10 protein-coding genes are annotated in these 13,646 nt (G+C 70.3%); 6 read left to right on the forward strand and 4 right to left on the reverse strand.

All coding sequences use genetic code 11. The features are described 5' to 3' along the window. Positions 1 to 219: 219 nt before the first annotated feature. Complete coding sequence (locus AB0I03_RS14680) at positions 220 to 1,767, reverse strand: S8 family serine peptidase (protein WP_360412031.1); 1,548 nt, start codon at positions 1,765 to 1,767, stop codon at positions 220 to 222. Between the two features lie 332 nt (positions 1,768 to 2,099). Further along, the gene (locus tag AB0I03_RS14685) at positions 2,100 to 3,899 is read right to left on the reverse strand and encodes an ABC-F family ATP-binding cassette domain-containing protein (protein WP_360412034.1); all 1,800 of its coding nucleotides are present in this window, start codon (positions 3,897 to 3,899) and stop codon (positions 2,100 to 2,102) included. Positions 3,900 to 4,266: 367 nt separating this feature from the next. Between AB0I03_RS14685 and AB0I03_RS14690 the strand changes: the two genes are divergently transcribed. From AB0I03_RS14690 to AB0I03_RS14715, 6 genes are all read left to right on the forward strand, one after another. Beyond that, positions 4,267 to 6,114 carry an ABC transporter ATP-binding protein gene (locus AB0I03_RS14690; RefSeq protein ID WP_360412037.1) on the forward strand — a complete coding sequence of 616 codons (1,848 nt, stop codon included), beginning with the start codon at positions 4,267 to 4,269 and terminating at the stop codon, positions 6,112 to 6,114. 8 nt (positions 6,115 to 6,122) lie between these two features. Continuing rightward, on the forward strand, positions 6,123 to 7,916 hold the full coding sequence (locus tag AB0I03_RS14695) for an ABC transporter ATP-binding protein (protein WP_360412040.1): 1,794 nt from the start codon (positions 6,123 to 6,125) through the stop codon (positions 7,914 to 7,916). 87 nt (positions 7,917 to 8,003) lie between these two features. Then, positions 8,004 to 9,188, forward strand: a complete 1,185-nt coding sequence (locus AB0I03_RS14700; protein WP_360412043.1) for a hypothetical protein — start codon at positions 8,004 to 8,006, stop codon at positions 9,186 to 9,188. A gap of 119 nt (positions 9,189 to 9,307) precedes the next feature. Further along, entirely contained in the window at positions 9,308 to 9,904 is a 597-nt protein-coding gene (locus AB0I03_RS14705; protein ID WP_360412046.1) for a hypothetical protein, read from the forward strand. Positions 9,905 to 10,030: 126 nt separating this feature from the next. Continuing rightward, complete coding sequence (locus AB0I03_RS14710) at positions 10,031 to 10,564, forward strand: hypothetical protein (protein WP_360412049.1); 534 nt, start codon at positions 10,031 to 10,033, stop codon at positions 10,562 to 10,564. A gap of 60 nt (positions 10,565 to 10,624) precedes the next feature. Continuing rightward, positions 10,625 to 11,623: an endonuclease/exonuclease/phosphatase family protein gene (locus AB0I03_RS14715; protein WP_360412052.1), complete on the forward strand. Its 999-nt coding sequence runs from the start codon at positions 10,625 to 10,627 to the stop codon at positions 11,621 to 11,623. A 43-nt stretch (positions 11,624 to 11,666) separates the two neighbouring features. Here AB0I03_RS14715 and AB0I03_RS14720 read toward each other — a convergent pair whose 3' ends face one another. Next, complete coding sequence (locus AB0I03_RS14720) at positions 11,667 to 12,404, reverse strand: SDR family oxidoreductase (protein WP_360412055.1); 738 nt, start codon at positions 12,402 to 12,404, stop codon at positions 11,667 to 11,669. A 173-nt stretch (positions 12,405 to 12,577) separates the two neighbouring features. Then, entirely contained in the window at positions 12,578 to 13,576 is a 999-nt protein-coding gene (locus AB0I03_RS14725) for a hypothetical protein (protein WP_360412058.1), read from the reverse strand. Positions 13,577 to 13,646: the final 70 nt, after the last annotated feature.

Consider the following 13,646-nt stretch of genomic DNA (forward strand, 5'->3'; position numbering starts at 1 on the left):
CGGGTGGTCCGGGCCGGTCCAGGGCCGGGACGGGATGAGGGTGGTGGGATGCGGTACGGCCGGCGCCGTCGGGGATCGGAGCTCATCGGGAGTGCGGGGCCGCGGTGCGGGCCCTGGCGCGGCCTCCCGGCGGGCGACGGCTCCAGGTCGCCCAGCCGGGTTGCGACGCGACGGGGAGGGCCCGCCCGCGGTCACCCGCTATTCAGTTGTTCGGGGGGGTCACAGCTCGAGGGCCCAGGAGTTGAGCGTCCCGGTGTCGCCGGAGTAGGCGTCGACGATGCGCAGTGTCCAAGTGCCCGTTGCGGTCTCACTGGAGAGGTTCACCGGGTAGGTGGCGATGACGTTGTCGGCCGAGTCCCCGCTCGAGGAGGTCTTGAGCGTGTAGCTCGTGCCGTCGGGGGCGATCAGGTAGATCGCGAGGTCCCCGCGCCAGGTGTGGGTGATGTTCACGGCCACGGTGCTGTTGCTGCGGGCGTTGCCGTCGCAGCTGAGCGCCAGGGTCGAGTTGACGGTGGCGCGGTCGGCGATGCGGGTGGCGGTCGAGTTGGTCGCCTTGCAGTCGCTCGGGTCCGGGTCGGTGCCGCCGCCGGTCCCGGTGTACAGCAGCAGGTTCGGGCTGCCCTGGACGTCCGAGATCTTGTTCTCGCCGGCGTTGCCGGTCACCCAGGAGGCGACGGCGCTGGTGGAGGCGGACGGGTTGAGCCCCAGGTAGACCGCGACGGCTCCGGCGACGTGCGGGGAGGCCATCGAGGTGCCCGAGATGGTGTTGGTGGCGCTGTTGGAGGTGTGCCACGCGGAGGTGATGTTCACGCCCGGCGCGAACACGTCCACACAGGACCCGAAGTTGGAGAAGTAGGCGCGGACGTCGGCGTTGTCGCTGGCGGCCACGGTGATCGCCGCCGGAGCGGAGGCGGGGGAGACGTTGCAGGCGTTCTGGTCCTCGTTGCCGGCCGCGACCGCGAAGGTCACGCCGGAGTTCACGGCCGCGGTGACGGCGTTGTTCAGCGAGGCGGAGTAGCCGCCGCCGAGGCTCATGTTCGCCACGGCCGGCTTGATCGCGTTGGTGGCGACCCAGTTGATGCCGTTGACGACGCCGGCGGTGGTGCCCGAGCCGGCGTTGTCGAGGACGCGCACGCCGTGCAGGGTCACGTTCTTGGCGACGCCGTAGGTCGTGCCGCCCACGGTGCCCGCGACGTGCGTGCCGTGGCCGTTGCCGTCCTGCGGAGTCGAGTCGTTCTGGATGAAGTCGTAGCCGTTGCCCACGCGTCCGGCGAACTCGGTGTGCGAGGCGTTGATGCCGGTGTCCACGATGTACGCGTGCACGCCCGAGCCGGTGCCCAGGTACTCGTAGCTGTTGCTCAGCGGCAGGTTCACCTGGTCGATGCGGTCGAGGCCCCAGGTGGCGGGGGACTGGACGGCGTCGATGGAGACGACCGCGTTCTGCTCGACGAAGGCCACGCCGTCGGCGGCGGCCAGTTCGCGGGCCTCGGATTCGGTGGCGTCGACGAGGACGGTGTCGACCTCGGCGAAGTCGTCGACGACCGATGCGCCGGCGTCAGCGGCGATCTCGTCGGCCTCGCGGTAGGCGGCGGGGTCCATGACGACGAGGTACTCGCCGTCGATGGCGTCGGGAGCGTCGGCGCCGACGATCTGGCCGACCGGATCGGCGTGCGCGGCAAGGCCGCCGAAGGCGACCGAGCCGAGTGCCGCCACGCCCACGAGGGACGCGGCCGCAATGCGGCGAAGGGAAAGTTGCGAGACAGTCATGGGGGTGGAACTCCCTCTCGGTTCAGGCGGTCGATGCGCAAGGGATCAATGGGGGCGCACTGCCGCACAGGGCACGGTTCGGTGGAACCGGTCCCTTTCGGGCTTTCAACCTGAGGTTAGGGAAATCACAATGAATTGTGAAGACCCTGGAAGAGGCCCATAAATCACTGAATGAAGAGTCGGTTACCAGCCGGTATGGGAGCGTTCGGACCCGCTAGAATATTCGGCTCCGTTACGAAACCGCGACGCACCGGAGCCGCCGCCCACTGCGAAGGTGAGCGGCGTGAAGCCAAGCGGCGCAAGGCGATGCGGGCTGGTGCAGCGGCGCGGACTCAGTCCGCGAGCTCCATCCAGCGCTCCTCGATCTCGTCCCGCTCGGTCTCCAAAGAGGTCACCTGATCCTGCAGTTCCCCGAGCTTCGCCGGGTCCGTCGCGTGCTCGGCCATCTCGGCGTAGAGGCCCGCGATCTTCTCCTCGACCTTCGCCAAGCGCCGCTCGAGCTTCGACAGCTCCTTCTGCGTCGCCCGGTCCTCTGCCGCCGACGACGGCGCCTGCCCGACCCCCGGCGCGTTGCTCAGGCCCTTGCCCTTCGCCTGCGGCACAGCGGACTTGTCCGCCCGGCGCTCCAGGTACTCCTCGATCCCGCGCGGCAGGTGACGCAGCTTGCGGTCGCCCAGCAGCGCCCACGTCTCGTCCGCGACCCGCTCGGTGAAGTACCGGTCGTGGCTGACCACGACCATCGTCCCCGCCCAGTCGTCGAGCAGGTCCTCCAGCTGCGTCAGCGTCTCGATGTCCAGGTCGTTCGTCGGCTCGTCGAGGAACAGCACGTTCGGCTCGGCCATGAGCAGCCGCGCCAGCTGCAGGCGGCGCCGCTGCCCGCCCGAGAGGTCGCGCACGAACGTGCGCTGCTTCCCGCCCAGGAAGCCCAGGCGCTCCGCGAGCTGCCCGGCCGACATCTCCTTCTTGCCCAACTGGACCCGCTTCGCGACGTTCTCGATCGCCTCGAGCACGCGCCACGAGCCGTCCAGGTCCTCCATGTGCTGCGTGAGCCACGCCAGCTTCACCGTGCGGCCCACCTTGACGCGGCCCGCCGCCGGCTGCTCGTCGTGCAGCGCGTTCGCGAGCGTGCGCAGCAGCGAGGTCTTGCCCGCCCCGTTCACCCCGAGGAGCCCGACCCGCTTGCCCGGACCCAGGATCCAGTCCAAGTGCTCCAGCAGCGTCTGGTCCCCGGCCTTCACCGTGACGTTCTCCGCCTCGAACACCGTCTTGCCCAGGCGCCCGGTCGCGAAACTCACCAGCTCGGCCGTGTCACGCGGCGGCGGCTCGTTCGCGATCAGCTCGTTGGCCGCATCGACGCGGTACTTCGCCTTCCCCGTGCGCGCCTTGGCGCCCCGGCGCAGCCACGCCAGCTCCTTGCGCATGAGGTTCTGGCGCTTCTCCTCGGCCACGCTCGCCTGGCGCTCGCGCTCGGCGCGGGCCAGGACGTACGCCGTGTACCCGCCGTCGTACTCGAACACGTTGCCGCGCTGCACATCCCAGATGCGGTCGCAGATCTCGTCGAGGAACCACCGGTCGTGCGTGACGACGACGATCGCCGCCCGCATGGAGTTCAGATACGAAGCGAGCCAAGCGATCCCCTCGATGTCGAGGTGGTTCGTGGGCTCGTCGAGGAGCAGCAGGTCCGCGTCCTCGGACATGACCCGGGCGAGGTCGACGCGGCGGCGCTCGCCACCGGAGAGCACCCCGATCCGCGAGTCCAGCCCCTCGGGGAGCACGGGCGCGTCGAGGCCGCCGAACAGGCCGGTGAGGATCTCCCGTACGCGGGGGTCGCGCGCCCACTCGTGGGCGTCGGCGTCACCGAACAGCTGCGAACGCACGGTGGCGTCGTCGCGGAGGCCGTCGGTCTGGCCCAGCACGGCGATGCGGGTCCCGCCGGTGTGCACGACCCGGCCCGAATCCGGGGCGTCGGCGCGGGCGATGAGGCGCAGCAGCGTCGACTTCCCGTCGCCGTTGCGGCCGACGACACCGACGCGCTGGCCTGCGGCGATGCCGAGGGAGACCGCGTCGAGGACCACCTGGTCGGGGTAGGCCTTGGAGACGGTTTCGAGGTTGACGAGATTGGGCGCTGACACGAGGCACAACACTACCCGCGGTATCGAACGGGTGAAGGAGAGCCGGGTCGCGGCAGTGACGGGCCGGATTGTCGGACCCCCGCGCCAGGGTTTGAACCGGGGGCCCGGAATTCCCGCTCCCGACCTCCTTCGCCGTGCCCTCCAACCGTCCCGCCTCCCGCCCCGGCCTCCTTTGCCATGCCCTCCAACCGACCCGCCTCCCGCCCCGGCCTCCTTTGCCGTGCCCTCCAACCGACCCACCCCGCGCTCCGGCCTCATTTGCCATGCCCTCCAGCCGGCCCCGGCTCACGGTCCGGGTCTTGCGAGCGCTTCCACACTTCGCTATGGTGTCGTTGAACAGTCATCATGACGTCATGAACGGATACATATGACACCCCCTAATGTCACGCCGGTGCGCTTCGAGGCCGGCCGGGCCGTGCTCGCCGTCGTGCGGCTCCTTCCGCAGATCAGCCGCCCCCGCACCGCCCTCTTCGCCGCCACCACGGTCCTGGTCGCGGCGCTCCCGCTGGCCATGACCATCGCCACCGGCCTCCTCATCGGCGCCGTCCCCGACGCCGCCGAGGCCGGCCCCGGCTCGCCCGAAGCCCGCTACGCCTACACGCTCCTCGCCGCGGGCGTCACCGCGCTGCTCCTCGGCCGCCTCGTCGACAACGTCCACCGCGCCAACGCCTACAACCTCGGCCGCGAACTCGAACTGCTCCTCCAGGACCGCCTCGTCGCCGCCGTCGCCCGGCCCACCGGGATCGCGCACCTCGAGGACGACAACGTGCTCGCCCTCCTGCGCGTCGCCCGCCAGCTCGGCAGCGACCACATCCGGCCCGAGCGCGCCATCCGCGGCCTCGCGGCCATCGCCCCCGAGTTCCTCGCCGCCGCCGGGGCCTCGATCGTGCTGTGCGTCTTCAACATCTGGATCGGCCTCGCCTGGCTCGTCGCCTGGCCGCTGATCTTCCTCGCCATGCAGAACGAGTACACGCGGGTCGGCAAGACCGCCTACATGCGCTCCACCGAGATGCGCGAGAGCGAGTACATGCGCGACCTCGCCGTCACCGCCGAGCCCGCCAAGGAGATCCGCGTCTGGGGCCTCATGGGCTGGCTCCTCGAACGGTACGACCGCCAGTGGGCTGCGCGGATGGCGTACTCGAGTCGGTTCCTGCGCCTCCGCGCCCGCACCGCAGTCGGCGTCATCGGCGCCCTGCTCGCGCTCACCGCCGCCACCGCGCTGCTGCTCGTGCAGGCCGGGCTCGACGGGGCCGTGGGCTTCGCCGCGCTCTCGGTCTACCTGGTCGCGCTGACCACGATGTTCAACTTCACCGCCTTCGACGACGTGGCCGCGTTCCTCGCGCTCGGTTCGCTCCCGGTCCCGAAAGCCCTCGCCCTCGAATCGGAGCTGGTCGCCGACGCGCCTCCCGTCACCACCGAGCTCCCCGCCGCCGCCCCTGAGCAGGCGGTGCGGTTCGAGGGCGTCGACTTCGCCTACCCCGGTGCCAGTCGGCCCGTGATCGGCGGGCTCGACCTGGAGATCAAGGCCGGGACCTCCCTGGCCGTGGTGGGCCACAACGGCGCCGGCAAGACCAGTCTCGTGAAGCTCCTCGCCGGGCTCTACGAGCCCACCGGCGGGAAGATCACTGTGGACGGTGTGGATCTCGCCGGAGTCGACCCGGCGGTCTGGCGCACCCGCCTCTCGGCCCTGTTCCAGGACTTCACCCGCTACCAGCTGACGGTGCGCGACAACATCACCCTCGGCGCCCCGCACCTGGCCGGCGACACCGAGCGGATCTGGAAGGCGTGCGAGCCCATGGGCATCCGGGCGCTCATCGATTCGCTCCCCAATGGACTCGACACCGTCCTGTCGAGCGAGTACAAGGAGGGCACGGACCTCTCCGGCGGCCAGTGGCAGCGGATCGCCCTGGCCCGCGCCCTGTTCGCCGTCCAGGCCGGGGCGAAGATCCTCATCCTCGACGAGCCCGCCGCCGCACTCGACGTGCGCGCCGAAGCCGAGCTCTACGAGCAGTTCCTCGACATCACCGCAGGTCTCACCACGATCGTCATCTCGCACCGCTTCTCCACGGTGCGCCGCGCCGACCGCATCGTCGTCCTCGACGGCGGCCGCGTCGTCGAAGACGGCAGCCACGATGAGCTCATGGCGTTCGGCGGACGCTACGCCGAAGCGTTCACCCTCCAAGCCAACCGCCTCGCCCGATCCCCCCTCGCCTAGGAGCCCCCATGTTGCACACCATCGCGAAGCGCCTGCGCGGCTTGAAGGACGGCCTCGCCGTCGGATACCGCTCGCATCCGAAGGCGATCATCGCCCTGATCGTCCTGGGCGTCGTCCAGGCGATCCTCATGCCGCTGCTCGTCTACTTGACGAAGGTCGTGATCGACGCCGTCCAAACCGGACACCACCGCGAGGCCCTGCTCGCCGCAGCCGGACTCGGCGTCGGCGTCGCCCTGATCTGGACCGTCGTCTTCGTCTACGTCAAGTTCGTGTTCCTCGTCCTCGACCACACCGCCCGCGCCTCCGACCGCGAGCTCATGGTGCTCATGGGCACGCCGCCCGGGCTCGACCACCACGAGCGGCCCGAGTACCTCGACGAGGTGCAGTACATCCGCGAGAACCGCTGGCTCCTCGCCGGCGGCGTCAACCAGCTCGCCCAGTGGCTGCGCGCCATCGTCACCATCGTCGTCGGCGGCGCGCTCCTCTTCCAGGTCCACCCGCTGCTGCTCGTGTTCCCGCTGCTCGCGTTGGTGGCCATGGCCATCGCCCACCGCGCCGGGATGATCGAGGACGAGGTCAACGCGGCCACGAGCGAACCCGAACGCAAACGCCGCCACCTCTTCGAGGTCGCGACGCACGGCGAATCCGGCAAGGAACTGCGCATCTTCGGCTCCGCGGCGGCGGTCGCCGAGCGCCACCACGAGTCCGGAGCGGCCGTCGTCGCCGAACGCAACCGCGGCCAGTGGAGGGCCGCCCGGCTCTCCAGCGGCGAAGGCCTCATCTCCGCGGCCGGTATGGCCGCCGGGATCGGCATCGTGCTCTACCTGGCGATCCGCGGCCAGGCCACCGCCGGCGACGTCGTCCTCCTCGTCGGCCTCATCGGCATGGTCGCCGGGGCCGCCGCGAACGTCGCGTTCCAAGGCATGTTCATGGCGCGCCTCGCCAAGATGGGCGAGCGCATCGGCCGCCTGCGCGACTACGCCGCGCAGTCCAGCGGCCCGGCGGTGCCCTTCGACGTCCCCGAACGCCTCACCGGCGGCATCACCCTCGAAGGCGTCTCCTTCTCCTACCCCGAATCGAAGCGCCAGTCCCTCGATGACGTGGACCTGCACCTCCCCGCCGGGAAGGTCGTCGCCCTCGTCGGCGAGAACGGCGCGGGCAAGACCACCCTCGTCAAGCTCCTGTCCGGTTTCTACCAGCCGACCTCCGGCCGGATCAAAGTGGACAACACGGACCTGAGCGATTTCGAAGTGGCCGCCTGGCGTGAGCGCATCGGCGCGACCTTCCAGGACTTCACCCGCTTCGAGTTCACCGCCCGCGAGGCCATCGGCATCGGCGACCTCAAAGGCGGCTTCGACGACGACACCGTCCGTGCCGCAATGGATCGCGCGGGAGCCGACGACCTCATCGACGACCTCCCCGCCGGACTCGACACCCGCCTCGGCGCGAAATGGGACGACGGCACCGACCTCTCCGGCGGCCAGTGGCAGAAACTCGCCATCGGCCGCGGGCGCATGCGCCAAGACCCGCTCCTCGTCCTCTTCGACGAGCCGACCGCCGCTCTCGACCCCCAGACCGAGCACGCCCTCTTCGAGCGCTTCGCCGAGGAGGTCCACGCGGGCCGCCAGCGCGGCACGGTCACCGTCCTTGTCTCCCACCGCTTCTCGACCGTGTCCATGGCCGATCTCATCATCGTCCTCGAGCAGGGCCGGGTCGCCGAATCGGGCACCCACGACGAGCTCATGGCCCGCAACGGCGCCTACGCGGAGCTGTACTCGCTCCAGAGCGCCGCCTACCGCTGACCTGGCCGAACCCGTTCCCTAGAATTCGCGAGGTCCCCGCCGAACCCGGCCGGGACCTCGCGCTCTGCCCTGATCGAAAGCCCCACAATGTCATACGAAACCCTTGAACCCCCGCGTTCCGACGGCCCTGTGGAAGCCGCTCTTCCCGGCGGTCCGGCCGAACCCCCGCGAGCCGACCCGCAGATCTTCGTCGAGGCCGCGCCGATCCCCGGCGCCAGTGCTCCGGGCTGGGCTGAGCCGGTCGTGACCCGGACGAAGCGCCATCGATGCCCGCACTGGGTGCGGTTCGCCGACCTGAATGCGAAAGGCCGCGGCAGGCGCGCGCTCTCGGTCCTGGCCGTCTGGTCGAGCTGGGCGGTCATCGCGTTCGGCTTGTTCGCTGGTCTCGCAGGCGTGTTCGCGGCCTTTGAGAAAGGTGCCGAGCCGGTCGCGTTCGGCGGACTGACCATGGCCTGCGGGGCGGTGCTGCAAGCGGTCAGCACTGTGGCACTGGCATGGGCGTGGAGACGGCTGCACCGGCCGAAGGACTTCGTGATCGGGCTGGCCGCGTCCGGGTTCCTCCTGCACCTCATCGGCTTGGGCGTGTTCCTGACGATCGTCGACTCGCATCATGCGGTTCTCGTGGCGGCGGCAGTGCCGTACGCGTTGGTCCTGTGGCAACTCGTCGCATTCCGGAACATGCTCTACCCGCGTGACACGTGCCGGACCCACCCCGGCTTGCCGCCCGCGATTCTCGCTCTGTTGAAGGACGATCCCGTCCTGCACGCGGCTTCGCAGGGGTCGCCGCAGTTCCGCGTCGCCGACTGCCCGCACCGACTCGAGTTCCGCAGCCTCCGCGGCGGGTATCGGGTGATGGCCGTGGTGAATACGGTGCTGCTCATGGGGTATGTCGGCTCCCTGCTGAACCTGATGGCGGACATGTTGGCGCTCTCCGAGTTCGCTCCCGAGCGCGAAGACGGCGCGCTCGCGTTCGTGTTGGTGCTGGCGTTGGGAAACCTGTGCTCGCTCGCGGAGATGCACGCTCGCTCGACGCGTTTCCACCGCGCCCCGCTGCACATTGCGATCGGAGCGTTCATCGGCTATGCCGCGACTTTTGCCGCCGGCATTTGGGCGTGGGGCGACGTGGCAACCCCCGCACTTCTTGCCACGTTGGCGCTTGCGGCCTACTGGGCCTCCAGTGCGGCTTACGCGATGAAGCATCTGCCGCCTCGTTCCGAGTGCGCCTCTCTGCGCGAACCGCCTCCCGTGATCCAGAAGATGCTCAGAGCCTGAACGTCGAACGGCGTCGGGTCCTCCGTTTCGCCTCCGGCCTATAGGATGTGGACATCTCCGGCCTGTCCACCCCCGCTTTCGAAAGCCCCCGCATGGATTCCGAACCTCCCGTGGCGGCAATGCCCGGACCGATCATCACCGTCGAGCCGGCGCCGTTCGAGCCTGGTGCGGGGGAGGATCCGGGCTGGGCCCATGGGCGGCTCGCCGCCTCGTACCGTGCAGTCGCCCCAGGCGCGTGCCCGCACCGGGTCAGGGTGCGAGACCTGAAGGGCCACATGCAGTTCGTGTTCCTCGTGGTCGTGCTCCTGGTGTACGGGTCGGGGCTGCTGTCGCTCGGCAGCCTGCTGTTCGGGGGCGTGATGGTCGGCATGTCGGTCGGCGAGGCGGATGCCGTGATGCTCCTCGTCGGCTCGGTCATGGCGACGCTCGCCGCCGCCCTCGTGTTCGGTTTCGTCGCCTGCGTCCGCGTCTGGCGCGGACTCCACCAGCCCGGGCTCGCGGTCTGCGTGCTGAGCACGGTCGCGCCGCCGCTGATCCTCCTGTTCGTCGCGATGCTGGCGTTCGGGGGCGGGTTGCCGTGGCTGATGCTCCTCGTGGTGCCGCCGGTGGCGCCGATGATCGCGCTCTGGTACTTCCGAGCGGTGCTGTACCCGCGGGAGACCTGCGCGGGTCATCCCCGGCTCCCCACGACGATCATCGCGAAGCTCAGGCGCTGAGGTTATCGGCCGCATTGTCGGCTATCCGACGTTGCCGGCAGCGGATTTCGCGTTCTCGTGCCGAGCGCGGCGCTGCTCTTCGAGGATGGGCCTGGAAACCCAGGAGCCACCCTTGAGGAGCCGCACATGCCGACGCCCGCCGCCAAGATCCTGACCGCCGCCGCGATCGGCGCGCTCGCGGTGACCGCGTGGAATGCCGCGCCGGCCGCCGCGTCCGAGGCCCGGACCGAGCCGATCGTGATCGAGCACGAGGAGGAGGACTACGGGTCCGACCTCGGCGAGATCTGGAACTGCGTCTGGGCGGTCGGCCCGATCGACTGCGGCACCGCCAAGGGCGCCGCGACCGATGCCGAGGCCGCCACGGTCGAGGAGGTGAACTGGGGCAACTTCCCGTTCGACTCCATGCACAACGGCAAGGCCGACGGCTTCCGCCACTGCTACTGGAACGCGCTGATGACCCACCGCATCGACGCCGAGCAGGCGAAGGAGGTCGCTGACGCCCACGAGGACAAGCCGGGCCAGCCGGCGGCGGAGAAGGACATGGACCTGCACAACAACCAGGTCGGGCGCGACATCGGCTCGCGCTCGGGTTCCGAGGGCGCGTCGCGGGACCAGTGCCGGGACGCGGCGCGGAACGGCACGCTCAAGACCCTGAAATGATCGGCGCGCGCTGCGCGGCCTCGTAGACTGCGGCCTGTCCGAGCACCTTGCGGGAAGGCCATGGCAGTGCAGCGAACCGACAGCGAGCAGCGCGACCTCGAGACGCCGCGGCTCCGCCGCCGATATGCGGGGGCCGCGGCGGCGGGGTTCGTCGCCGCAGGTCTGCTGGTCCTGCCGGATGTGGTGCGGTTGGATCATTGGACGCCGTTCGCGCAGGTCATCGCGTTCAGGCCCGTGCTCGTCGTCGCCTTCGCGATCGCGGGGGCGGGCCTGCTGCTCGTCCGCCGCCCGGCCGTGCGCTGGGCCGCGGCCGCCGGTCTCGCGGCCTGCCTCATCGCGGCCGTCTCGATCGCGCATCGCGCCGTGCCCGACCCGGGGCTGCCGGGTGCGACCGGGTCGCTCACGGTGGCGACGATCAACGTCAAGGGCGGCAACGCGTCCGTCGAGGAGGTCGCCGCGGTGATCGCGCGCGGCGGCGCGGACCTGGTGGCGCTTCCCGAGGCGGGCGAGGACTACCGGGCCCGACTGGAAGCGGCCGTCGGGGACGACTACACCGGTGCGAGCCTGCAAGTCTCGGATTCGGCGGTGAGCGCGGTGTCGGTGCTCTACCGGACCGACCTCGGTGCGGTCACGGCCGAGCCGTCGATCGCGGGCTCGTTCCCGACCTGGGAGCTCACCGGCGGCGAGCTCGGCTCGCTGCGCTTCGTGGCCTTCCACGCGTACCCGCCGCTGCCGCTCTCCACCGGGCGCTGGCGCGGCGATCTCGAAGGGCTGCAAGGGCTCTGCCGGGCCGTCGATGGGGCGATCATCGCGGGGGACTTCAACGCGACGCTCGACCACAGTGCGCTTCGCGCCGCCACGGACGGGTGCACTGATGCCGCCGCGACGACAGGCCAAGGCTTGCACGGCACCTGGCCCGCGAGCGCGCCCGGTCTGCTGCGGGCACCGATCGACCACGTCTTCACTACCGATGGTCTGCAAACCGACTCGGTGGCGTTCACCGAGATCGACGGCACCGATCATCTTGCGGTCGTCGCGCAGATAGCGGTCGTGTCCTAGGCGTGGTGGTCCCTCTCGAAAGCGGGCGAAAGAGCACCCGCCGCTAATCCATGTTGTGGCCGCCGTTGACCGTGATCCGCTGCCCGGTGACGAATCCCGCGGCCTCGGACGCCAGGTAGGAGACGGCCGAGGCGATGTCGTCGGGCTTCCCGATGCGGCCCATGGGAACCTCTGCGACATACCCGGCGAGGTCGGCGTCCGTGAGCTCGCCGTGGCGTTCCACGGGTACCCAGCCCGGTGCGACCAGGTTGACCGTGATGCCGTCGCCGCCCAGTTCCCTTGCCCAAGTGCGGGTGAGGCCCCATTGCGCGCCCTTGGCGGCGTTGTACGCCGAGAAGCCGGGCAGCGCGCGCTCGAACATGTCGGACCCGATCTGGACCACGCGCCCGCCGCCGGCCGCGCGCATGTCCGCGAGGACCGCGCGGAGCAGGAGGGTCGGGCTCTTGACGAAGAACGCCAACTGGTCCAGGTGGTCCTGCCATTCGAGCCGGTCGAGGGGCACCTCGGGCTGCGGGCCGGTCGCGTTGGCCACGAGGACCGTGACCGGCCCGAGCTCGGCGCGGACGCGCTCGATCATGTCGTTCACGGCGGTTTCGTCGGTCACGTCGCCGCCGAACGCCGCGGCCGTGCCGCCCGCCTCGCGGATGTCGGCCACGACCTTCTCCGCGCCTTCGCGGCCCTTCGCGTAGTTGACCGCGACGGCGAATCCGTCGGCGGCGAGCCGCCGCGCGATGACGGCGCCGAGGCCGCGTGAAGCGCCAGAGACGAAAGCGACGGACATGGTTGACCTCCGGGTTCCGCGGCGGGGCCGCGTCGATGCCGTGTTGCCGTCAGTCTCCTCGCCCGGTTCGCGGGGCCCGCGCAGAGTCCTTGCGATCGTCGATGTCCTCACCACCGGCGTGATGCGGCCCAAGGACCTTCGCCGAGGCCGAGGGATCGCGGGCGCGGGACGGGTCAGAACATCTCGGTGCGGTTCACGTGCTGCTCAGAGACCGGGCAGTAGTAGAGCTGGAGGATGTAGGCCCGGCCGATGATGACCTCGACCGGATTGGTGTACCGCCCGTCGGTGTCCTCCACCGCGTTCCAGCTCCTGCTGTCGCCGCCGGATTCGCCGCTGTCGGCGGTGAACAGCGGCAGCTGGCGTTCGCCGCATTCGCAGACGATCGGGTACGGGTCGATGATCGCCCAGTTGCCGCCCTGGCCCACGGCCTTCCAGCCGGGCGCGACCGAGAGGTCCAGGATGTAGGTGGATTCTTCGTCGATCTGCTCTTCCCAGCCGTCGATCGCCTCCTGCAGCGGCTCGGGCAGTTCCCGGAACACCGGGTACTCCGTCACCACCTCGGGGTGCAGGACGCACGGGTTCGGCAGGTAGTCGCCGTTGCCGACGACCGGCCGCGGAGGATCGACGAGGCGTTCCTTGACGTCCTCGCCGCTGCGCCAACGGAGTTGGAAGACCGGGTTGTACGGGGTGTCGGCGTCGGGGTGGTCGCGCGGGCACCACAGGATCTGGAGCAGGTCGAACCGGTCGGCCCACGGGAGCCCAGGCACGTCCCGGTAGTACAGCTGCGCCAGCGGGATCAGCGGCGGTGGTGCGTCCTCGTCGTACCCGGGGTACTTGTCGACGGCGTACTGGGCCTCCAGTTCGGCCATGCGGGCGCGTTCGGCGTCCCAGTCGAGCGCATCGCCCTGCTTTTGGCGCCGGTCGCGGTCCGCGAAGTAGTCGCGCATCGCGAACGTGTAGTCGAGTGGTTCGTCCTGGCAGTCCTCATGGGTGAGTCCGCAAGTCGGCCACGGCTCATCGGCGGGCCAGAGCAGCGGGCCGCCGATGGAGCTGTCGCCGACGCCGGGCTCGCCCTGGCGCGGGTGGAGCCGGGCGGCCGGCCTGGCGTACTGCGCGAGTTCGGGGAACTGCCCGGTGATGCCATGGGGGCGCGGGGGTGTCGTGCGGGTCATCGGTCCTGCAATCTGCTGTGGAGGAACACGGTGCGCGCATCGTACTCATGGAGGGCGACAACCCCGTCCC

The sequence above is a fragment of the Glycomyces sp. NPDC021274 genome, from assembly GCF_040641195.1.
Classification (GTDB): Bacteria; Actinomycetota; Actinomycetes; order Mycobacteriales; family Micromonosporaceae; genus Glycomyces.